The following is a 19679-nucleotide window of genomic DNA, read 5'->3' on the forward strand; positions in this document are numbered from 1 at the left end:
CGGCTCTTCATGGCCGCTGTTCGTGCGCGGCTATTCATGGTTGTGAACGACGTTCATATGTGCGTCGGCCGCGAGCATGCCACGGCGCCCCGTCACCTCGAAAGAGTCGTGCAGGGGTCAATCAGGTCTGGACCTGAAGTCAGTCAGCGGGGCGTTCGATCAGGTGCGTGAACGCGTCCAGGTTCCGCGTCGACTCGCCCCGGGACACCCGCCACGCGTACTCCTTGCGGATCGCGGCAGCGAAGCCCAGCTCCAGGAGGGTGTTGAAGGCGCCGTCCGCGGCCTCCAGGACCTGGCCGAGCAGGCGGTCGATCTCGTCGGGGGTGACGGAGGCGAGCGGCAGCCTGGCGGTGACGTAGATGTCACCGAGCCGGTCGACGGCGTAACTCACGCTGTACAGCTTGAGGTTGCGCTCCAGGAGCCAGCGGTGGACGGCGGGTTCGTTCTCGTCGGGGTGCCGGATGACGAAGGCGTTCAGGGAGAGGGAGTGGCGGCCGGCCAGGAAGGAGACGGTGGTCTTGAGCTTGCGGGTACCGGGGAGCTGTACGACGTAGTTGCCGGGCCCGGGGCTCTCCCACTCCAGTTCGGCGTCCTTCAGGACCCCCTCGATGACCTGCGCGGCCTTGTCCACATCACCCATGGGCCGAGCGTACGCGACGGCGGTGGGACTGGGTCGCGGCCATGTAGACGTCGGCGGTGGCGGCGGCCGCGGTGTCCCAGCCGAACGACTGGGCGTGCCGGGCGGCGGCGTCGCCGAAACGGTCCGCCAGGGACGGGTCGTCGGCGAAACGGCACAGCACGCGCGCGTAGTCGGCGGGATCGTGACCGCGCACCAGGAAGCCGGTCTCGCCGTCCCGTACGGCCACCGGCAGACCGCCGACCGAGGCGGCGAGGACCGGGGTGCCGGCCGCCTGCGCCTCTATCGCCACCAGGCCGAAGGACTCGCTGTAGGAGGGCATGACCAGCACGGAGGCCGCCCGGAACCAGTCCGCCAGCTGCTCCTGGCCGACCGGCGGCCGAAAGCGGACGACGTCCGCGACGCCGAGCCGGGCGGCCAGCTTCTGCAGGCCCTCCGGCTTGGCGAGGCCGCTGCCGCTGGGGCCGCCGACGATCGGTACGACGATCCGGGGGCGCAGCTCGGGCCGCTCGTCGAGGAGCACGGCCACGGCCCTGAGCAGCACGTCGGGGGCCTTCAGGGGCTGGATGCGGCCCGCGAAGAGCGGGATCAGCGCGTCCTGCGGGAGGTCCAGGCGGGCGCGGGCGGCGGCGCGGCCGTCGGCGGGGCGGAAGCGTTCCAGGTTCACGCCGGGGTGGACGACGGCGACCTTGGCGGGTTCGGCGCAGTAGTGGCGTACGAGTTCGTCGGCCTCTTCGGAGGTGTTGGCGATGAGGCGGTCGGCCGCGGACACGATCTGGGTCTCGCCGATCACGCGGGCCGCGGGCTCGGGAGTGTCGCCGTCGGCCAGGCTGGCGTTCTTGACCTTGGCCATGGTGTGCATCGCGTGCACCAGGGGGACGCCCCAGCGCTGGGCGGCGAGCCAGCCGACGTGGCCGGAGAGCCAGTAGTGCGAGTGGACGAGGTCGTAGTAGCCGGGGCGGTGACCGGCCCAGGCCTGCATCACGCCATGCGTGAAGGCGCACAGCTGGGCCGGGAGGTCCTCCTTGGCGAGCCCCTCGTAGGGGCCGGCGTCGACGTGCCGGACGAGGACGCCGGGGGCGAGCTCCACGGTGGGCGGGAGGCCGCCGGAGGTGGCCCGGGTGAAGATCTCGACCTCGATGTTGATCGCGGCGAGGCGCTGCGCGAGCTCGACGATGTAGACGTTCATGCCGCCGGCGTCGCCGGTGCCGGGCTGGTGGAGCGGTGAGGTGTGCACGGAGAGCATGGCGACGCGGCGGGGCCTGCGGTGCAGCCGAAGCCGTGAGGGGGCCGCCGGAGAGCGACGCCCGAGCCTGCTGACGTACTGGCTCACGTGGCGGTCCTCCTTGTTGCGGGCATGCCTGTCGGAGGGTGTGGGGACCCTCCGAGAAACTGCAACGCGGAGGGGGTGGACTCCCATTCCGAGGTGGCCGATTTTGCCTATACATTGCCCGTGATCGCTCAACCGTTCGATGATGGGATGCGTGGGGTGGTTGTGGATGCCGTGCGGGCCGGTGGGGGCTGGTCGCGCAGTTCCCCGCGCCCCTTACAGGAGCGCCTCACACTTACCCTCGTATCCATGGCTACCCGCGCTTCCCGCCCCGTGGGGACGGTGACGCGCGGGACCACGAACCCCAATCGGCTGCGCCGTATGGACCGGTGGATCGCCGCCACCCATGGGGCCGCGTTGCGTCGCGCCGTCGACCCCGTGGCCGTGGACCTCGGGTACGGCGCCGCCCCCTGGACCGCCGTCGAGTTGCTCGGGCGGTTGCGTACCGTCGCGCCGCGCGCGCGGGTCGTCGGGATCGAGATCGAGCCCGACCGGGTCGCCGCCGCGAAGCCGTACGAGCGGGAGGGGCTGGTCTTCCGGCATGGCGGGTTCGAGGTCCCGGTCCCCGGGCGGCCGTTGCTCGTTCGCGCGGCCAACGTGCTGCGGCAGTACGACGAGCGCGAGGTCGCCGCCGTCTGGGCGCGGCTGTGTGCGCGGCTCGCGCCGGACGGGCTGCTGGTCGAGGGGACCTGTGACGAGATCGGCCGGCGGCACGTGTGGGTCGCGCTCGGGCCCGAGGGGCCCCGGACGGTGACCTTCGCGACCCGGCTCGGCTCCCTGGAACGGCCGTCGGACCTCGCCGAGCGGCTGCCGAAGGCACTCATCCACCGCAATGTGCCGGGCGAGCCGGTGCACGCGTTCCTGCGGGACTTCGAGCGCGCCTGGGCGGCCGCCGCACCCTACGCGTCGTACGGCGCCCGGCAGCGGTGGATCCGGACGGTGCGGGATCTGACCGGCGACTGGCCGGTGACGGACTCGGCGGTGCGCTGGCGGCAGGGGGAAATGACCGTGGCATGGGAGGCGTTGGCACCCTCGGCCTGACACCCGCGGACGCCGGGAACGATCTCGGTGAGGTGTTCGTCACATAGGCGGGGAGATCGTCATGCGCGGGGGGAAACCGGGGAGGAACCCACCCGTCACTACCTCTGTCGGTTTGCGGCGTGACATGGCACGATCCTCCCCGTGCCGGAAGTTACTGACGGTTAATCAGGTTTGGGGGGTCGGGTCATGGGACCGGACAAGTACCGCGTCCGGGCGGGCGGGCGTCGCGGGATCCTGGCAGCGGCCGTGACCGTGGTCTGCGCGGTGACCGTACTGGCCGCACCCGGCACGGCGTTCGCGGCACCGAGCCCCACCCCCTCCCCGAGCGGTTCCCCCAGCGCCTCCGTGACTCTCCCGCCCGACAAGGACCTTGAGGCCGTACGGGAGAAACTGGACGATCTCTACCACGACGCGGCCATCGCCACCGACGCGTACAACGCCGCCGAAGAGGCCGCCGAGAAGCAGTCCGCCGAGATCGTCGACCTGGCCAGGAAGATCGTCAAGGGGCAGCAGAAGCTCGACGGGTTGAAGGCGCGGGCGGGCCGGGCGGCGGCCGCCCAGTACCGCACCGGCGGGCTGCCCGACAGCGCCAAACTACTGCTGAGCGACAACCCCTCGCAGTTCCTGGACGGGGCCGGACGGGTGCTCCAGGGCGAGCGCGCCACCAAGGGCCTGATCACGGAACTGACCCAGACCCAGCAGGACTTGAAGCAGTACGCGGCGGACGCGGCCGGCCAGTGGAACAGGCTGGAGGCGGGGCGCAAGGCGAAGGCCGCCGCGAAGAAGAAGATCACGCAGCGGATCGCCGCCGCCGAGAAACTCCAGTCGACACTGGAGAAGAAGCAGAAGACGCGGCTCGCCGAGCTGGAGCGGGAGGCCGCCTACAAGGCGCAGACCGCCTGGCTGGACACCGGGATACTCGACGAGGTCCACAGCAAGGCGTCCGCGGCGGGCAGGAAGGCGGTCGCGTTCGCCACCGCCCAGATCGGCAAGCCCTACGTATGGGGCGCGGAGGGCCCGGACTCGTACGACTGCTCCGGACTGACCTCGCAGGCCTGGGCGAGCGCCGGGCAGCCGATCCCGCGCACCTCGCAGGAGCAGTGGAAGCAGCTCAAGCACGTCGACGTCAAGGACATGCGCCCCGGCGACCTGATCATCTACTTCGACGACGCCAGCCATGTCGCGATGTACGTCGGCGACGGCGCGATCATCCAGGCCCCGCGCCCGGGGCGGACCGTGTCGGTCGGCGGCGCCGGGACGATGCCGATCCTCGGGGTGGTACGGCCGGACGCCTGAGCACCGCAAGGCACTTTGGGCGTGATGCCCCTTTCGTGAGCTGCGCCATGTGACCCAGCGCACGCCAACACCCTTTGAAACCCGGGCACCACGTGACCTTCGTCATCCCCGCCTGGGGGCCTTCTTGTCCAACTGCGTTACGGCACGCGGCATATGCCAAAGGCTTGAGACAGAGCGACGCGGCTCACACCATTCCGTTGCGGTGGCCAGTACCGCTATGGTCCCCGTCGGGTGGGTCGAGGTCCCTCGCCCCGCCATGCCCTCGGGGGGAGGGAAGGAACCCAACACGATGCCCGTACCCGTACCGCGGCAGAGAGCGATCCCGGCCGTGGAGAGTGGTCAGGCGCCGGTCGCCATACCCGCGCAGGGCGGCGGCCCCCTCAAGGAAGAGGCCAACCGCACGGAAGCCGTCGCCCCGAACAGCGGCGGCACCACTCTCACCCTGCTGCTGATCGAGGACGATCCGGCCGGTTCGCCGGTGCTGCCCGAGTTGCGGGACGCGTCCGGCAACTCGATCCGCGTCCGTACCGCCCGCAACCTCACCGAGGCCGAGCGGCTGCTGACCGACGACGTCCACTGCATCCTGCTGGACCTGGCGCTGCCGGCGCCGGGCCGCGCGAGCGCCGCCACCGGCGACGGCGCCGACACCGACGAGCTCGCCGTGCTCCGGCACGTGCTCCAGCTCGCGCCCCGGCACGCCGTGCTCGCCCTCACCGCCTCCGGTGACGCCGAACGCGGCACCGAGGCCGTGCGCGTCGGCGCGCAGGACTACCTCTTCCGGGACGAACTGGACGGCCGGCTGCTGAGCCGCGCCATCCGGTACGCCGTCGAGCGCAAACGTTCCCTCACGGTCGAGCGCAAGCTCGCTGAGGGGCGGATGCGGGCGCAGGAGAACCGCCGCCTGGAGCGGGGCCTGCTGCCCACGCCGCTCCTGGACGGCTCCTCGCTGCGTTTCGCGGCCCGCTACCGCCCCGGCCGCTCGCGCGCGCTGCTCGGCGGTGACTTCTACGACACCGTGCGCACGCCCGACGGGACCGTGCACGCGATGATCGGTGACGTCTGCGGGCACGGCCCGGACGAGGCCGCGCTCGGTGTGGAGCTGCGGATCGCCTGGCGGGCGCTGACCCTGGCGGGGCTGTGCGGCGACGAGCTGCTGGGCACGCTCCAGGAGGTGCTGGAGCACGAGCGCTCCGACGAGGAGATCTTCGCGACGCTCTGCACGGTCGACATAGCGCCGGACGGGCGCCGGGCCGGGCTGTGCCTGGCCGGCCATCCGGCACCGCTGATCGCCCGGCCCGGGCGGCCGGCGGAGCTGCTGCCGTACGACAACAACGGACCGGCGCTGGGGCTGCTGCGGGGGGCTCGGTGGCCGCGGATGCAGGTGGAGCTGGGCGCCGAGTGGAGCCTGATGCTCTACACCGACGGGCTGATCGAGGGCCGCGTGGGCTCGGGCGGGGAGCGGCTCGGTCAGGAGGGGATGGTCGAGATGGTGCGCCGGCAGCTGGGCGAGGGGCTCAGCGGGGAGGCGTTGCTGCGCGCGGCGGTGAACGAGGTGCGGGAGATGAACGGCGGCGAGTTGACCGACGACGTCGCCCTGGTGCTGCTGGATCGGCAGGCCTGATCGGCTGCTCGCCGTGGGGGGGCCGTTGGGGGGTGCCGTATGCCTTTGGGGCGCGTCCAGTGGGCGTGTCTCAGCGGGCGCGCCCCGCGGGGTTACCGGCCGCCGTTGTACGGGCCGTACGGGCCGTCGCTGCTGCTGCCGCCGCCTCGGCGGCCGAAGCCGCCGCCGGAGACCTGCCTGAGGGCCGGGCGGACGTCGACGAAGAAGACGATCGTGGCGACCAGGCCCGCCAGCTGGAGGAAGAGCATGGGCACCAGGAGGTTCACCGCGACCGTGATGCCGAGGATGATCAGCCAGAAGCCCTTGTTCTGCTTGCTGGCGGCCCGGTACGCGTCGTCCCGGAAGAGCGCGGCCATGACCAGCGCCACCACGGCGAGGACCAGCATGGCGAGGTAGAGCAGCCCCAGAAAACTTGAGAAGCCCTGCATCAGCACAACGTCCACCACCCGTTTCGGCTTGTTCCTACCCGGCAACCGTACCCGCTGGGCCGTTGCCGCTACACCGATAACGGGCCGGACACCCGAGGAGTGCCCGGCCCGTGCGTCCCGTCGTCCTGCCGGTTACTTGGCCGGCGGGGTGGTCTTCCTGGCCGGGGTGGCCTTGCGGGGCGCCGGGGCCTTCTTGGCGTTGGCGGTGACCGTCGGGGCCTTCTTCACCGCGGCCGGCTTGGCCACGGCGGCCTTCGGCTGCTCCGCCTTCTTCTCGTCGGCCTTGACCTCGACCGGCTCGGGCTTGCCCTCGACGGCGATGGCCAGGTCCTCGATCTCGTCGGCGGCCTCGCCGCGCCAGGTCTTCACGGCCTGCTCACCGTGCTCGGCGACCTTCTCGTAGGTCTCGCGGGCCTTGACGGCGTACTCGGCGGCCACGCCGACCTGGCGCAGCGCGAAGTCCTGGGCGGACTCGCCGAGCTTCTTGAGGTCTCCGTCGAGGGAGACGATGAAGTCGTTGACCCTGGCCTGGAGGCTGGCCTGCGCCTCCTTGGCCTTGGCACCGGCCTCCTTGGCGCGGGTGGCGGCCTTCTCCTGCACGGCCTTCGGGTCGGCGTTGCGGACGGCCTCGATGCGGGCCGGGGCCTCGGCGCGCAGCTGCTCGACCAGGCCGGGGACCTTCTTGGCCTGCTGGAGGGCGAGGTCGGCGGTGCCGGCGGCGAAGTAGAGCGGAGTCGGGTCGCTGAGGGTCTTGCGCAGGTCGTCGGTGATGGCCATGGTGATGGTCCTCCCGGATTCAGGTTCGGCTGAGGGTTTTGTGGTCCGCGGCGCGGCGGTCGGCGCGCTTGGCCGGCTCATCCGGCCGTCCGCCGTGGATCGGTCTCGCTGCCGGCATCACTGCCGGTGTCGCTGTCGGCGTCACCGCCGATGTCACTGCCGGCTTCGCTGCCGTCGCCCCGCACGCCGTCGGCCTCGCTGCCGGCGGCACTCGCGCGCTCCTCGCCCGACCCGAAGCCGTTCTCTTTCCGGAACGACTCGTAGATCTGAAGCAGCACCTGCTTCTGCCGCTCGTCGAGGGTGGGGTCGGCGAGGATGACCGCACGGGTCTCCACCTCGTTCAGATCCCGCTCGGCGTCGAGGATGCCGGCGCGGACGTACAGCGTCTCGGCGGAGATCCGCAGGGCTTTCGCGACCTGCTGGAGTACCTCCGCGCTCGGCTTGCGCAGCCCGCGCTCGATCTGGCTCAGGTACGGATTGGACACCCCGGCGGCGTCGGCGAGCTGCCTGAGCGACAGTTGCGCGTTGCGCCGCTGTTCGCGCAGATACTCACCGAGATTGCCGACGTTGAGCGATGCCATACCCCCACCCTGCCTCACCCTCGCTAACAATTGCAAGCACCCGCTTGCAAAAGTGTGTCGCGCCATATCCGAACGGCCGAGTCACGCCCCCCTACGGACGACGCGCGACGAAGACGAACTCCGTGCCCGGCCTGTCAGGAGCGTCGCCCACGTCTTCCACGGCGTACCCCGCTGTCGGCTCGGCCGGGTGCGTGATGAAGGCGGGGCTCCGGTGTACTCGCGTGTCCACGACGGCCAAGGGTGCTAGAGGCCTGGAGCGTTGCGCACATTCCGCTCGCTGACGTCGGGCAGGAAGCGGGCCACGGTGACGAAATCAGCGTCGTCGTGCAGTACAACCAGTCCATGATGCACGGCGGTCGCGCAGATCATCAGGTCGAGCGGCCCGGCCGCACCGAGCGCCCCCTTCTCCGCGAGCGCGTACTGGGCTGTTTCAATCCAGTCCCACAACCTCTTCGGGAGAGGTACGTCCGGGTACAGATCCATGAACATTTCCCCCATGGCCTCGTACTCCACCGCGTTACGCGCTGAGCGCCGGAACTCGGCCCGCTGGGGAGCGCACGACCCGATGGCCCGGAGGGTGGTGGTCTCCAGCCACGCGTCCCTCAGCTGCTCCTCGCGCAGGAGGCGCCACAGACCCGAGGAGTCGAGCAGGTAGTGGATCACGCGCCACCCTGCTTGTCCTCGACGCGGCGCTGCTGCCAGCCCTCGTAGTCCCACTGCTGGGCGGCGTGGAAGTGCTTGGCTACGAGCGCGGCCCGCTCATGGCGTTCGGCGTACTCGCGAAGGGCGGCATTGACCACATCTTTCTTGGTGCCACCACCGGCGACACGCATGGCCTTCTCCAGCGCATCGTCATCAAGGTCGATCGTCGTCACGCTCATACTGGACTCCTCTATTCAAGGACAATATCCAGTATATGTATCCGCGGGGTGCACGTCTGTCACCGGCGCGTTCCGCCCCCAGACCTCCTGTCGTGGTTCGCTGAACGCCGACAGACAAGGTCGCGGCTTCGCCACGGGCGGACTGCATACCTTCATTCGGACGCCCCACCCTCCCAGAGTTGCCAAAAAGGGTGGGGCGACAAGCGCTCAATGGTTCGTCGGTCAGTAGGCGTGTCCGCCGCTCGTGGTCACCGAGGCTGGTAGGAGGTGGCCAGGACGGAGACGGTGACCTGGCCAGGTAGGGGACCGTGATCGCTCACGTCCGCGTGGGTCACGTGGCGTGCGCTCGGTGTCATCCCCACCAGGTCGATGGCTTCTTGCCTGGTCAGGGGTGCGGTGTATTCGACGTGCTGGGTACCGGCGGCCTGGAAGTAGGGGCCCAATGTCTGTTGCAGGCGCTGTTCCTTGTCCGGGTCGATCGTGACCATTGCGGGGACTTGGCCCCGCAGCTCGGCCAGATGCCGCTCGATGGGGCGCACCACGATCAACCGGCCGGTCGGACGGAGTACTCGGTGGAACTCGGCCGGGTTGCGCGGGGCGAACACGTCCAGCAGTACGTCGACCGCCTAGTCAACCATGGGGAATGGGCGGAAGACATCCCAGCTTGCCGCAGCAGCTCGTGGATGGGCTCGGGCTGCCGAGCGCAGGGCGCGTACTGACGCGTCCAGCCCCAGGCCGCGGGCGCGGGGCAGTTGATCGAGGACGCCGGCCAGGTAGTAGCCGGTGCCGCATCCGATGTCCACGACCGTGCCTTGCCCAGGCAGGACGTCGGCTGTCATACCGGCCAGGGTCTGTCGAATAGGGGCGTACCTGCCGGTGGACAAGAACTGATTTCGGGCCTGAACCATGGATGTGTCGTCACCGCTGGTGGCGCGGGCGCCCGTCAAGAGGCTGACGTAGCCCTGACGGGCGATGTCGAAGGTGTGGCCTGACGGGCAGCGCAGTGAGCCACCGTCGGATCGGAGACTGGCGCGGCACACCGGGCAGCGCAGCGAGTCGAGGAACGGTTCGAGGGCAGGGGGAAGCAACGCAGGCACAAGGCACTCCCGGCAACGGTGAAGGAAAGGGACCGTGCCTGTACGCGCTCTCAGAGGCCGCCGTCGTAAGAAGAACAAGGCCCGGGGCATCCCGCCGCCTCGGTGCGGGCGGCGCAAGGAAGAGGGATCACGTAGCAGGCACGCCAAGGAGGGCGACGCCCTACGGCATCGCCCTCAATGCCTCGTGATCACAGAGCCTGGGTGTGCTGGGTCCACATGCCTACACCTTACGAGGCTCACTGAAAGCCCCTTGCCTCGCCTGAGCAGTTAAGACACGGCCCAGCGCCGGGGGTTCGCGCCGGACTGGGTAATCAGCCGGACGAGGGGTTTGGTCCCATTCAAGCTGCCCAGTCCCTGCAGGTCTGCAAAGTGACATACATGGGGCTGGGTGCGTTGGAGGGGACGAAGCCGTCACAAGTAGACGGCTTCGAGGTCGGCTGGCGGGACGACCAGGGTGAATATCGGCTGTCGTTGGCGGATGCGGTCTCGGTGCCGTTCGAGGCCGGGCGGCCGGTCCGCGACTTCCCGTCATATCGCGGGCAACGGCATTTCCCGGGGTTGTACTGGTCGTCGACGACTGGTGGGCACGTGGGGTTCGAGTCCTGCTGGAGCGGGATCTTAACCGAACTGATCTTGCTGGTGCCCTGTGTGTCTTGCACGCTCACAGACTGTGATTGGGAAGAATCTTGTAGCACCGCGAGTTTGGGCGTGTCGTCCCGGCGGGGCGCCGTTGTGAAGGGGCCGGTGCCCGGTTGGTCCTTGAGGCAGTTCAGCGGAAGTCGCGGAAGAACGTCCGGAGGTCGTCGATGAAGAGGTCGGGTTCTTCCATCGCGGCGAAGTGGCCGCCGCGGTCGAACTCCGACCAGTGGACGATGTTGTGCTCCCGTTCGGCGAGTTGTCGGACGGGACGGGCCAGGTCGGCGGCGAAGACCGCCACGCCGGTGGGTGTGTCCAGCGGCTCGGTGCGTGGTGGGTGGGAGGGGTGCAATGCTTCCCAGTAGTGGCGGGCGGAAGATCCTGCGGTCGCGGTGAGCCAGTAGAGCATCACGTTGGTCAGGAGTCGGTCGCGGGAGACCGCGTCCTCGGGTGCCTCGGTGCTGTCCGTCCACTCCTTGAACTTCTCCACGATCCAGGCGAGTTGTCCGACCGGGGAGTCGGTGAGTGCGTAGGCCAGCGTCTGGGGGCGGGTGCCTTGGATTTTTGCGTAGCCCGACATCTCGGGTTCGGCGCTGGTCAGCCGGTCGAGCCGGGCGCGGTCGTCGTCGGTGAGTTCGGCTGCCTCGGCCGGGTCGGTGGGGGGTGGTGTGAGCAGGGTGTTGAGGTGGATCGCGATGACGTGGTCGGTGTCGATGGCGGCCAGTTCCCGGGTGATCGCGTGCCCCCAGTCGCCACCTTGGGCGCCGTAGCGGGGGTATCCCAGGCGTCGCATCAGCTCGGCCCATGCCTTGGCGACGCGGTGGATGTCCCAGCCGCGGTCGTGGGTCGGCCCGGACAGCCCGTATCCCGGGATGGAGGGAATTACCAGGTGGAAGGCGTCGGTTGGGTCGCCGCCGTGGGAGCCAGGGTCGGTCAGTGGGCCGATGGTGTCGAGGAATTCGATGATGGATCCGGGCCAGCCGTGGGTGATCAGGATGGGCAGAGCGTCGGGCTGGGCGGAGCGGATGTGCAGGAAGTGGATGTTGGCGCCGTCGATTGTGGTGGTGAATTGGGGCAGCCGGTTGAGATGTGCTTCGTGTTCCCGCCAGTCGTAGGTGGTGTGCCAGTAGGCGGTCAGCTCTTTGAGGTAGGCCATCGGCACGCCGTGGGACCAGCCGACATCGCTTAACTCGTCGGGCCACCGGGTGGCGGCGAGGCGGATGGCCAGGTCGTCCAGATCTGTCTGGGGGATGTCGAGGGTGAAGGAGCGGACGGCGGTTGCTGTGTGCTCGTTCATTCGGTGTCCTCGTCTTCGGGTTCGCCTGCGAGTGCGCGTGCGGCAGCCAGGTCGCTCTCGTCCCAGCCCCAGTGGCCGGGGTGCTGGGGCTGCTCGGCCTGTTCGTCGATCCAGCGGTTGTGGGCTTCCCAGGCCGCCTGCTTGCTGGTGCCCAGGGCCGCACCGATCTGCGACCACGAGGCGCCGACTCTGCGGGCGGAGCGCACCGAGAGCTGACGTCCATAGCTCGCCTTGCGCGCGATCACCTCACCCAGTGCGAGAAGCTCCAGCGCCTCGCCCTGCGTAAGAGGCTCTGTGCCGGGGGCGGGCGGCGAGAGCGCGGAATCGTCCTCATCCGTCGGCGGCGCCAGAGCGTCGCGAGTCCGTAGTACGTCATAACGCACGACCGCGGTCACCAGCGTGAACTGGTGTTCAAGCTCGTTGAGGGTAGGCACGGCCCGAGTATTTCGTCAGGGCACCTTGACGTCAAGGTGCCCTGACGCTGTTTGGAGTGGTGTCCCGGGGTCAGCTCCTTTGGGGCAAGCCAGGCATGCCAAGGCGGGTCGGTTCGGCCCGTGTGCTGAGCTTTTGCATGGTCTGGAGCTTCTGCTCGGCGGCGTCGAGGGTGGCCTCCAGGCCGGCGATCTCGCCGAGCCAGCCCTCGTGGCGGGCCTCGGCGATCCGGGCCCGCAGGTTGTCGCGGATCTCCAGGAGCCTGGGTTCCTGGAGGGGGTCGGGACGGAGCAGCGGACATCGCACGCAGCTGTGCTCATGGACGCATGGGCTGCCGAAGTCCCTGGTGCAGACGCCGAGTGCGACCTTGCGGAGCTCGAAGTGGTGAAGGAACTGGTCCCACTCTTCGGCGGTGAGGTCGCGATATTCCTCGCCGGGGCGGAGAGTGCGACGGCGGGCGATGATCGAGATGGCCGAGGATTTTGGCGGCGATGTGGGGCGGGAGTCCCGAGCGCAGGGCGTCTGTCGCGAATAGCCTGCGGAAGTCGTGCGGGGTGAACTGCAGTGGGCGGTTCGTGGCGTCTGTCAGACCCGAGACGGCAAGGGTGTGGTTGAGGAACCGGCGGATGGTGCCGTAGGAGAGTGCCCGGTGTTCAGGGCCGCGAGGCCGCTGGAACAGGAAGGGCATCGGCGGACTCCAGCTGCGGTCGTAGGGATCGTAGGCGGCCACCAGGGGCAGGGTGGCTCGGCCGCCGCGGACGCGGTGGATGACCTCGGCGAGGACTTCGCCGAGTTCGGGTGAGACCAGCAGCAGCCGCTCGGCGTCGGTCTTGGACGGGACGATCTGCAGCATCGGGACGACCTCGCCGGTGCTGGGCAGCTTGTAGGCGATGAAGCTGTGGTGGGACAGCTCGGTGAGTTCCTCGATGCGGATGCCGGTGTGGCGGAGCACTTCGATGGTGGCCCAGCCCCAGAAGGCGCGTTCCTCTTCGAAGGTGAGGTCACGGCGCCGTTCGATCGCGAGGTCGGTGACGTAGATCCTTCCCGCTGCGGCCCGTCTGCGGAGAAACTTCTCGCCTTGGGCGGCAAACACCTTCCCGGGGGAGGCCGCGAGCGCGGCATCGAGGCGGGCGCGGGTCTCCTTGCGTTCGCGTTCGGCTGTACGGATCAGTGCCGGAAGCACGGGGAGGCGGGCGCGGGTGCGTTGGTCCATGGCGGCCTTGCGGTGCTTGCGCTCCTTGTGTAGGGAGCATTCGCTGGCCTTGATGGGGCACGGTGCGGCCCAGGCCGCCCATCGGGACGGGTCCTCGGCAGCCCAGCGGGCGATGTCGAGATAGAACGCCCGGATGATCAGCAGCTGGCTGCGGGCCGTGACCCGGTCACCAGTGGGCCGCCCGTCCTGGTCGCGGAGGTGCTTGAGGCGTTCCTTCCAGGCTGTGGTGACCGAAGTCTCCAGGTGCAGGGAGTCGATTCCGGGTTGGTGCTGTTCCAGGTCCCGCCAGAACAGGCCGCAGAGGGCGTGAGCCATGTGCACGAGGGAGGCGTGGTCGAGCTCGGCGGCCCGTTCGGACAAGTACGACACGAACAGTTCCCGCACCGAGGGGTTCTGCAGTGCGTACTTGTCGACGAGTTCGGCGGGAGTGCGCTGCCCGGGCATCTGGGTGGCTCGGAGGCGGGGCGGCGAACTGGCGGGCAGAACCCACGTCTCGGCCAGCAGGGCATAGAAGAGCGGCCGGTTGTTGGATCCACTGCACTGGTATTGGCACAACGCGGTGTTGAGCTCGATGCAGTCGCCGACGGTGATGTCGCTGATCCGCCCGCCCTTGTTCAGCAAGATCCAGGTGATCCGGTTGAGGGCCTCCTTGCGGTCGAGGGGATTGCGGCGGCCGGTCGCTTCGCAATGGGCGAGCAGCCGGGCGACGCCGGCGGAGTCCAGCCGGCTGCGGGCTTCTTCGAGGAGCACGCTGGGCCGGTAGCGCAGCAGCCACCGGTAGCCGGGGCGGAGCACCTTACCGGTGAGCAGCAACCGCATCGCCGCGAGCAGATCAGCGCGGACGTGCTTCGGCGGACGGTCGGCGAGAGCCGGGACGCTTTGCACGACGAGATCCGTCCAGGCTGCCCCTGCCGTCTCGGCGCCACTGGCCAGCCAGCGGTCCTGCCAGGTCTGTCCGGGGTGTTCACCGAGCCAGTGCAATAGCGCGGTGAGCCCGCGGCGCATGGCCCGCCGGATGTCGGCACCGTCCGGTCGGAACGGTGGCTTCGTCAGGCGCTCGAGGAGCTCCTCACGGGACTGCTCTGTCTCTGCCCAGGTCTGTGGCTGAGGCCGAGGAGGGTACTGCTGCGGGACGCGGGCGGGCGCGTCGTGCCGGGCTGTGGGAAGGACCGTGTGTGCGACGTCTGTGGTCACGAGGTCGTCTCCTCACTCGGCGGCAGGGTGCCAAAGAGGGCCTGCAGCACTTCGGGGCGGTATCCCGGCGCCGGCCGTGGAGGGGCCGCTGCCGCTTCGCTCTGCCGCGCGTGGTGAGCGAGGAGACGTTCGACCACGTGGTCGGGGTTGGGTGTCAGATATAGCTCCGTCGTGGACAAATGAGCGTGTCCGAGGACCCATTGGACGTCGACCAAGGTCATGTGCGGGTCGTTGACCATGCGATATGCCGCGCTGTGGCGAAGGTCGTGCAGGGACCAGTTGGAGTCGAGGGTCTGCTGGGCCCGGGTGAACATCATCCGGGCGGCGTCATAGGACAAGGGACGGCGCGGGCGCCGTTGCGTCCACCACAGCGGATCGTCCGGCCCTTTGGGAACGTCGTCAGGAAGGCTGTGTTGTTAGAGCCGTAGCCAGACGAACGCATCGGCGGAGGCGGGCAGCATCTGCAGAGCACGGCTTCCTTTGCGGATCACGCCGATGAGCTGGTCAGCCGGGTCGACTCTGCCGCGGACCGCGCCAAGGAGCTCTTCGGCCCGGGCTCCGGTGGAGATCCAGAAGGCCAGCAGGGCCCGGTCGCGGTGGCATGACAGCGCGGCGAACAGTTCGTTGAAGCACTCATCCGGGATCGCGCGGGGAACCCGCTTGGGTGCCTTGGGCTGGTAGGGCGCCGGCCGTCCGGGCCGCCGCCAGGGCTGCAGCGGGTTGTGATGCGCGATGACGTACGCGTCCGAGGCGCCGCGGCCAGCCGGGAACGGGTTGACCAGCGGGTGTCCGTGTTCCGCGCGGTGATACTCGTAGAAGCCGTGGATCACCGCGCGGGCATGCCGACGGGTCGCCACCGCGTAGGACTCCGCTGGATGCCTTTTGCCGGTGACCGGGTTGACCGCCCCGGGCGGCGGGCTGTCCTGGCGCCGGGGCCGGGGCGTCTTGGACGCGCGGGCCAGCCAGAGCGCGTAGTCGCGCGCCTCGGCTCGCGATGCCCGATCCCACGAAACCGCCACGGCCTGCAAGAACCGGAACCAGCCGAGGAGTTCGTAGGCGTACGACCGCAGGGTCGCCGGCGAACAGTCGGACGCTGTGAGATCTCGCAGGAACTCGGTCACCGCCAGCACTTCACTCCCGCAGGCGTCGAACAGCCGGTACGGGATCGGGTCGCCCAAGATCTGCTTGACCTTGCCGACCCGCGGCACGACCAACGCCTGGATGTTCCGGACCTGCCCGTCTGCCACCTCTGCCCCCAGGTACGTCGCGAACGCTGACGACCCGGGATCTCAGCACAAGTCGGAACTTGATCGAGGACGCTCTGGAGACGGGTGACAGAGGGAGTGGCTACCGTCTGCTACTTCACGGCACGGTGAGCAGAGGGCCGTGACCTCGGTTAGTTCGGTCAACAGGACACGCGATGCTGCTCGACTTCACGCCGCAGGTGACGGGGCTGCTGTCGCAGCCGTTGTGGCTGTTCTGGGAGGACGAGCGGGGCAAGCGGGTCTCGCACGCTCCGGACTACTTCGCTCGGTTCGAGGACGGGCGGGGGCTGGTGGTGGATTGCCGCCCCCTGGACCGGATCGACGCACGGTCGGCGGCCAAGTTCGCAGCGGCGCGGGCGGCTTGTGAGGCAGTGGGGTGGGATATCGCGTCGTCGGCGAGGTGGATCCGGTGCGGATGGTGAACGTCCGCCGGCTGGCGGGATACCGGCATCCACGGCACGGGGCCGATGACGGGCTCGCGGCCCGGTCGCTGGCCCTGTTCTCGATGCCGTCGCCGCTGGTGGCACAGGCTGCGCTGCTCGGTGATCCGATCGCGGTGTTGCCGACGGTGTTCCACCTGCTCTGGCTGGGACGACTGACAGCTGACCTGTCGCGGCCCCTGTCGGATGCCACGCTGGTGTCACGGGCGGAGGCTCGGTGAGCGGGCCCCCAGGGGCACGGGGAGCGTTGAGGGTCGGGGATCAGGTGCGCATGGACGACCGGCTGCACACGGTCGTGGGCCTGTCCGGGACGACAGTGCGGCTCCTCGACGAAGCCGGGTCGGCGAGTCTGGTGTTCCTGTCGCATCTACTGGTCTCGGAGGGCTTTGAGCTCATCGGCCAGGGTGCCGATCAGGGCCGCATGCCGCCGTTCGCCCTGTTGGACATCGTGCCGGAACGGGAAGCCGAGAAGGCGGTGGCCTGGGAACGGCATGTGACCGAGGTGGAGTTCGGCAGGCCGCTGGATGCTGATCCCACGGCCCTGCCTCGTCCGGAATACGACCCGGCCCGCCACACGGTGGAGGAGCGGGTGGCGGCCAAGGCGGCGGAACTGCGGGCTATCGGCTGGCAGGCCAGTGTGGGGACCGTTCAGCGGATGCGCAGGCGCTACCGCGAGCAGGGGCTGTGGGGCCTGGTCGATCACCGTGCGACTCGTCTCTCCTCACCGACGGGACGAGCCGATGACCGGGTCGTGTCCGCCATCACGGAGATCCTGGCCGCGACGACGAACGAGTCCACTGGCACCCGCGGCCGGCTGCGTCGGCGGGTGGAGGCGCTGCTGGCGGAACGGCACGGACCGGGCAAGCAGGCTCATCACCGTTCAGATCCGCTGGGCCGGTCAGCTTCGGAGCTGTCCCAGCAGAACTGACAACGCCCAGCTCAGAGAACCTCGCCCATTCAGATCATTTGGGAACGGACACCCGAGTGCCCTACGGACGACGCGCGACGAAGACGAACTCCCTGCCCGGCCTGTCAGGGGCGTCGCGTACGTCTTCGACCACGTATCCCTGCGCGGTCAGCTCGGCCTCGACCTCCTGCCGCCCACGGAAACGCAACGTGGAGTCCGAGGTGAGCACCTGCCCGTCCGCGCCGAACACATACGTCCAGCGGAACGTCACCAGCGGCTCGCTCACCTCGGTCAACCGCACCCAGCTCGCGACGGCGCCGACGTCCGGGATCTCCGTCACCGTGTACGAAGCCTCACGGTTCCACTCCTCCCAGGCGCGCCCGGCCGGGTCCCGGGTCTCGAAGACCAGATGCCCGCCGGGTCGCAGTGCTTCGTATGCTCCTCGCAGGGTCTTCCGCCACGTCCGCGGATCGACGATGGCCTGGGCGACGTTCGCCGTCATGGTCACCAGGTCGACCCGCAGCGGCGGGAGTGTCGTCGCATCCCCACAGATCCAGCGCACGCGCTCGCTGCCCGGTTTGCCGCGCGCCACGTCGACGGACGCCACGGCGGGATCGACGCCGACCACCTCGACCCCGCGATCGGCCAGCAGAAGCGCGAACACACCTGTCCCGCAGCCGATGTCCAGCACCTGACGTGCCCCGAACTCCTCCGCCATCCGGACGTACGCGTCGAGATCGCGGCGATCGGGGTCGAGCGGGTCATAGATCGCGGCGAGCCGTGGATGCCCGAAGCACTCGTCAGCCATGCGGCCGAACGTACGGGGAGGCCGAGTTGCCCACCAGTCGATTTCCGCGGCAGCCGGCGGTGGGGCAGGACGCCCGGTCAGCCCAGGCAGATGCAGAAGGGGTGGCCGGCCGGGTCGGTGAGGACGCGGGCCCTGGCTGCCTCGTGCGGCTGGTGGTCCGGCTTGCCCGCGCCCAGCGCGAGCAGCCGGGTCTCGGCTTCGTCCAGGTCCACGACGTCGAAGCACAGGTGCAGTTGCTGGGGAACGGTCTGCTCGGGCCAGCGTGGCGCCCGGTAGTCGTCGACCCGCTGAAAACCGATGAAGAGGCCGTGCTCGCCGTTGAGGCCCGCGAATTCGGCGTCGGACTTCGGGTGCGGTTCAAGACCGGTGGCCTGCTGGTAGAACGCCGCCAGAGCCGTCGGGTCGGGGCAGTCGAGCGTTATCGCAACCAGCTTCATCTGCAGGGACATGGGCACCTCCGGGCCGGCCAGTGGAGATCTGCGAGGAGCAGCCTAGGGCGGCCGCCTGCGGCCATCCGGAATAAGACGGCAGCGGTCAGGGCCGCGGGTCCGGTGCGCAGCCCCGCAGGATGAACGCGATCACCTCGTCCAGCCCCCGTTCCGCGATCTGCGGAGCGAGCATGCCGGTCGCGGCCAGGTCGGCGTAACCGTGAAGGGTCGCGAAGACGGGGACCCCGATCCACTCCAGGGGCCCCGCGCTCACCTCTCCCCCAGCACGCTCCGGCAGGACTCCCAGGCCGGTCGGCTCAGCAGGGGGCGGAAGCGGGTGAAGAGGGCGAGCAGACCGGCGCCCCACCGCTCGCGGAAGGACGGGTCGATGACGGCGAGGTCGAGTTCGTTGGCGGCCGTCAGTTCGGCGAAGTCCCGGCACGCCTGGATGCCGGGGACGCGGGCGCGGCCGGTGAACCGGTCGTGGACGGCGGCGTCGGCCTGCGCGAGCGCCGGATAGGTGGCCTTCCGGTCGCACGAGCCGTAGCGGTACACCAGGGCTTCGGCCTCCGCGCCGATCACCGCGACGAGTTCGGCACGGCGGCTCAGGGGCAACAGCGCGGTGGGGAAGCCGTCGGTGCCGTAGAACGCGTGGCAGAGGCCCGCGAGCCGGAGGGCGGGCCGGGCACCCCCATACGGCGAGTTGCTCCTCGACGCGCTGGAGGTGCGCGAGGAGGGTCCCTCCGGGGTGGGTGATCCCGGCGGCACCGAGATCGCGCAGCAGGGCGACGGCCTGGGCGGAGGCGGCGACAGGGAGATCGGGCACGGCCGGGATCCTTCCCCGGCAGGGGGGCCGGCACCCGTGCCCCTGCCCCGGTCCTCAGCGTGCCCTCAGCGGCCCGTCAGCCAGGCTTCCACGGCCCTGAAGTCCGCGTCCGTCAGGCCGAACTCGTGGGCGACCCGGTGGAGCAGGGCCGGGCCGGGATGGTGGGTGGCGACCCAGGCGCGGTCGGCCTCGGTGATCTCGTCGTCGATCCAGATGAACGGCCGCTCCCCCGCCCACTCCACCAGCGGCCGCGTCTTCCAGTGCAGCAGGGCGGGCGGCTCGTCCTCGTCCGGCCACCGCACGACGGGCAGTGGGGGCAGGCCCAGCCAGGGGGCGACGGTGGTGTTGGCGTCGTCCATCCAGGTGGTGGCCCAGACGAGTTGGCAGCCGAGTGCGGCGAGGCGCGGGCCCAGTGCCGGGTCGATGCGGGTGAGCAGGGGGTTGGCGGGGGCGGCGTGCGCGGTCTCGTAGACCGGGTAGGTGTGGCCCGCCGGGGCGCCGAAGGGGATGAGGGGACCGTCGATGTCCAGGAAGAGAAGCATCG

At 69.7% G+C, this 19679-nt stretch carries 23 protein-coding genes and 2 pseudogenes; 6 read left to right on the top strand and 19 right to left on the bottom strand.

The genetic code is table 11. From position 1 onward, the window contains the following. Positions 1-139: 139 nt before the first annotated feature. Both ACGFZQ_RS26225 and mshA read right to left on the bottom strand, forming a co-directional pair. A complete protein-coding gene (locus ACGFZQ_RS26225) occupies positions 140-640 on the bottom strand; it encodes a YbjN domain-containing protein (RefSeq protein WP_393842357.1) in 501 nt (166 codons plus the stop codon). Continuing rightward, the gene (gene mshA / locus ACGFZQ_RS26230) at positions 633-1970 is read right to left on the bottom strand and encodes a D-inositol-3-phosphate glycosyltransferase (protein WP_393842358.1); all 1338 of its coding nucleotides are present in this window, start codon (positions 1968-1970) and stop codon (positions 633-635) included. Before mshA ends, ACGFZQ_RS26225 begins: the two co-directional genes overlap by 8 nt. 246 nt (positions 1971-2216) lie before the next feature. Between mshA and ACGFZQ_RS26235 the strand changes: the two genes are divergently transcribed. The 3 genes from ACGFZQ_RS26235 (at position 2217) to ACGFZQ_RS26245 (ending at position 5925) form a co-directional block, all read left to right on the top strand. After that, positions 2217-3008 carry a class I SAM-dependent methyltransferase gene (locus ACGFZQ_RS26235; RefSeq protein WP_393842359.1) on the top strand — a complete coding sequence of 264 codons (792 nt, stop codon included), beginning with the start codon at positions 2217-2219 and terminating at the stop codon, positions 3006-3008. A 186-nt stretch (positions 3009-3194) separates the two neighbouring features. Then, the gene (locus tag ACGFZQ_RS26240) at positions 3195-4304 is read left to right on the top strand and encodes a C40 family peptidase (protein ID WP_393842360.1); all 1110 of its coding nucleotides are present in this window, start codon (positions 3195-3197) and stop codon (positions 4302-4304) included. A 289-nt stretch (positions 4305-4593) separates the two neighbouring features. Then, positions 4594-5925, top strand: a complete 1332-nt coding sequence (locus tag ACGFZQ_RS26245) for a PP2C family protein-serine/threonine phosphatase (protein WP_393842361.1) — start codon at positions 4594-4596, stop codon at positions 5923-5925. 92 nt (positions 5926-6017) lie between these two features. On the opposite strand, the gene ACGFZQ_RS26250 is transcribed toward ACGFZQ_RS26245, so the two are convergent. The 12 genes and pseudogenes from ACGFZQ_RS26250 to ACGFZQ_RS26305 all read right to left on the bottom strand — a co-directional run bounded on the left by ACGFZQ_RS26250 (position 6018) and on the right by ACGFZQ_RS26305 (position 15708). After that, complete coding sequence (locus tag ACGFZQ_RS26250) at positions 6018-6353, bottom strand: DUF2516 family protein (protein WP_382534890.1); 336 nt, start codon at positions 6351-6353, stop codon at positions 6018-6020. A gap of 132 nt (positions 6354-6485) precedes the next feature. Continuing rightward, positions 6486-7130, bottom strand: coding sequence for a hypothetical protein (locus tag ACGFZQ_RS26255; RefSeq protein WP_393842362.1), 645 nt, complete (start codon positions 7128-7130; stop codon positions 6486-6488). Positions 7131-7207: 77 nt separating this feature from the next. After that, on the bottom strand, positions 7208-7711 hold the full coding sequence (locus ACGFZQ_RS26260) for a helix-turn-helix domain-containing protein (protein ID WP_351746945.1): 504 nt from the start codon (positions 7709-7711) through the stop codon (positions 7208-7210). A 243-nt stretch (positions 7712-7954) separates the two neighbouring features. Continuing rightward, complete coding sequence (locus ACGFZQ_RS26265) at positions 7955-8374, bottom strand: PIN domain-containing protein (protein WP_181801050.1); 420 nt, start codon at positions 8372-8374, stop codon at positions 7955-7957. Continuing rightward, the gene (locus ACGFZQ_RS26270; protein ID WP_181801051.1) at positions 8371-8592 is read right to left on the bottom strand and encodes a type II toxin-antitoxin system VapB family antitoxin; all 222 of its coding nucleotides are present in this window, start codon (positions 8590-8592) and stop codon (positions 8371-8373) included. Before ACGFZQ_RS26270 ends, ACGFZQ_RS26265 begins: the two co-directional genes overlap by 4 nt. Before the next feature lie 248 nt (positions 8593-8840). After that, positions 8841-9689 (bottom strand): annotated as a pseudogene (locus ACGFZQ_RS26275) (putative RNA methyltransferase). A 769-nt stretch (positions 9690-10458) separates the two neighbouring features. Then, positions 10459-11622: an epoxide hydrolase family protein gene (locus tag ACGFZQ_RS26280; RefSeq protein WP_393842363.1), complete on the bottom strand. Its 1164-nt coding sequence runs from the start codon at positions 11620-11622 to the stop codon at positions 10459-10461. Further along, positions 11619-12056, bottom strand: a complete 438-nt coding sequence (locus ACGFZQ_RS26285) for a hypothetical protein (RefSeq protein WP_393842364.1) — start codon at positions 12054-12056, stop codon at positions 11619-11621. The genes ACGFZQ_RS26280 and ACGFZQ_RS26285 overlap by 4 nt, the downstream gene beginning before the upstream one ends. Before the next feature lie 70 nt (positions 12057-12126). Continuing rightward, positions 12127-12360 (bottom strand): hypothetical protein, encoded by a 234-nt coding sequence (locus ACGFZQ_RS26290; RefSeq protein ID WP_393842365.1) that lies wholly within the window; start codon positions 12358-12360, stop codon positions 12127-12129. 10 nt (positions 12361-12370) lie between these two features. Continuing rightward, on the bottom strand, positions 12371-14272 hold the full coding sequence (locus tag ACGFZQ_RS26295; RefSeq protein ID WP_393842366.1) for a tyrosine-type recombinase/integrase: 1902 nt from the start codon (positions 14270-14272) through the stop codon (positions 12371-12373). A gap of 185 nt (positions 14273-14457) precedes the next feature. Then, positions 14458-14832: a tyrosine-type recombinase/integrase gene (locus ACGFZQ_RS26300; protein WP_393842454.1), complete on the bottom strand. Its 375-nt coding sequence runs from the start codon at positions 14830-14832 to the stop codon at positions 14458-14460. A 45-nt stretch (positions 14833-14877) separates the two neighbouring features. Further along, positions 14878-15708, bottom strand: a complete 831-nt coding sequence (locus ACGFZQ_RS26305; protein ID WP_393842367.1) for a site-specific integrase — start codon at positions 15706-15708, stop codon at positions 14878-14880. Between the two features lie 173 nt (positions 15709-15881). On the opposite strand from ACGFZQ_RS26305, the gene ACGFZQ_RS26310 reads away from it, so the two are divergent. From ACGFZQ_RS26310 to ACGFZQ_RS26320, 3 genes are read left to right on the top strand one after another with little or no spacing between them, the layout of a single operon-like run. Beyond that, positions 15882-16148, top strand: coding sequence for a TnsA endonuclease N-terminal domain-containing protein (locus ACGFZQ_RS26310; protein ID WP_393842368.1), 267 nt, complete (start codon positions 15882-15884; stop codon positions 16146-16148). Further along, positions 16136-16387, top strand: a complete 252-nt coding sequence (locus ACGFZQ_RS26315) for a hypothetical protein (RefSeq protein WP_393842369.1) — start codon at positions 16136-16138, stop codon at positions 16385-16387. Before ACGFZQ_RS26310 ends, ACGFZQ_RS26315 begins: the two co-directional genes overlap by 13 nt. 50 nt (positions 16388-16437) lie before the next feature. After that, positions 16438-17094 (top strand): hypothetical protein, encoded by a 657-nt coding sequence (locus ACGFZQ_RS26320; RefSeq protein ID WP_393842370.1) that lies wholly within the window; start codon positions 16438-16440, stop codon positions 17092-17094. A 61-nt stretch (positions 17095-17155) separates the two neighbouring features. Here the strand turns inward: ACGFZQ_RS26320 and ACGFZQ_RS26325 are convergent, their stop codons facing one another. From ACGFZQ_RS26325 to ACGFZQ_RS26345, 5 genes and pseudogenes are all read right to left on the bottom strand, one after another. Further along, positions 17156-17881, bottom strand: a complete 726-nt coding sequence (locus ACGFZQ_RS26325; protein WP_393842371.1) for a class I SAM-dependent methyltransferase — start codon at positions 17879-17881, stop codon at positions 17156-17158. A 77-nt stretch (positions 17882-17958) separates the two neighbouring features. After that, positions 17959-18330, bottom strand: coding sequence for a VOC family protein (locus ACGFZQ_RS26330; protein ID WP_351746951.1), 372 nt, complete (start codon positions 18328-18330; stop codon positions 17959-17961). Positions 18331-18415: 85 nt separating this feature from the next. Next, entirely contained in the window at positions 18416-18583 is a 168-nt protein-coding gene (locus ACGFZQ_RS26335; protein ID WP_393842372.1) for a hypothetical protein, read from the bottom strand. Next, a pseudogene (locus tag ACGFZQ_RS26340) lies at positions 18580-19144 on the bottom strand (DUF6817 domain-containing protein). Before ACGFZQ_RS26340 ends, ACGFZQ_RS26335 begins: the two are co-directional and overlap by 4 nt. Before the next feature lie 56 nt (positions 19145-19200). Beyond that, a complete protein-coding gene (locus tag ACGFZQ_RS26345; RefSeq protein WP_393842373.1) occupies positions 19201-19677 on the bottom strand; it encodes an HAD domain-containing protein in 477 nt (158 codons plus the stop codon). Positions 19678-19679: the final 2 nt, after the last annotated feature.

Origin of the sequence: Streptomyces sp. NPDC048254 (assembly GCF_043201895.1) — a bacterium.
Taxonomy (GTDB): Bacteria; Actinomycetota; Actinomycetes; order Streptomycetales; family Streptomycetaceae; genus Streptomyces.

Bases quoted from the DNA above. Each gene is read 5' to 3' on its own strand.
- ACGFZQ_RS26225 (WP_393842357.1), bottom strand. From the start codon at position 640: ATGGGTGATGTGGACAAGGCCGCGCAGGTCATCGAGGGGGTCCTGAAG.
- ACGFZQ_RS26235 (WP_393842359.1), top strand. From the start codon at position 2,217: ATGGCTACCCGCGCTTCCCGCCCCGTGGGGACGGTGACGCGCGGGACC.
- ACGFZQ_RS26240 (WP_393842360.1), top strand. From the start codon at position 3,195: ATGGGACCGGACAAGTACCGCGTCCGGGCGGGCGGGCGTCGCGGGATC.
- ACGFZQ_RS26245 (WP_393842361.1), top strand. From the start codon at position 4,594: ATGCCCGTACCCGTACCGCGGCAGAGAGCGATCCCGGCCGTGGAGAGT.
- ACGFZQ_RS26250 (WP_382534890.1), bottom strand. From the start codon at position 6,353: ATGCAGGGCTTCTCAAGTTTTCTGGGGCTGCTCTACCTCGCCATGCTG.
- ACGFZQ_RS26255 (WP_393842362.1), bottom strand. From the start codon at position 7,130: ATGGCCATCACCGACGACCTGCGCAAGACCCTCAGCGACCCGACTCCG.
- ACGFZQ_RS26260 (WP_351746945.1), bottom strand. From the start codon at position 7,711: ATGGCATCGCTCAACGTCGGCAATCTCGGTGAGTATCTGCGCGAACAG.
- ACGFZQ_RS26270 (WP_181801051.1), bottom strand. From the start codon at position 8,592: ATGAGCGTGACGACGATCGACCTTGATGACGATGCGCTGGAGAAGGCC.
- ACGFZQ_RS26280 (WP_393842363.1), bottom strand. From the start codon at position 11,622: ATGAACGAGCACACAGCAACCGCCGTCCGCTCCTTCACCCTCGACATC.
- ACGFZQ_RS26295 (WP_393842366.1), bottom strand. From the start codon at position 14,272: ATGCGCCGCGGGCTCACCGCGCTATTGCACTGGCTCGGTGAACACCCC.
- ACGFZQ_RS26310 (WP_393842368.1), top strand. From the start codon at position 15,882: ATGCTGCTCGACTTCACGCCGCAGGTGACGGGGCTGCTGTCGCAGCCG.
- ACGFZQ_RS26320 (WP_393842370.1), top strand. From the start codon at position 16,438: ATGGACGACCGGCTGCACACGGTCGTGGGCCTGTCCGGGACGACAGTG.
- ACGFZQ_RS26325 (WP_393842371.1), bottom strand. From the start codon at position 17,881: ATGGCTGACGAGTGCTTCGGGCATCCACGGCTCGCCGCGATCTATGAC.
- ACGFZQ_RS26330 (WP_351746951.1), bottom strand. From the start codon at position 18,330: ATGTCCCTGCAGATGAAGCTGGTTGCGATAACGCTCGACTGCCCCGAC.
- ACGFZQ_RS26345 (WP_393842373.1), bottom strand. From the start codon at position 19,677: ATGCTTCTCTTCCTGGACATCGACGGTCCCCTCATCCCCTTCGGCGCC.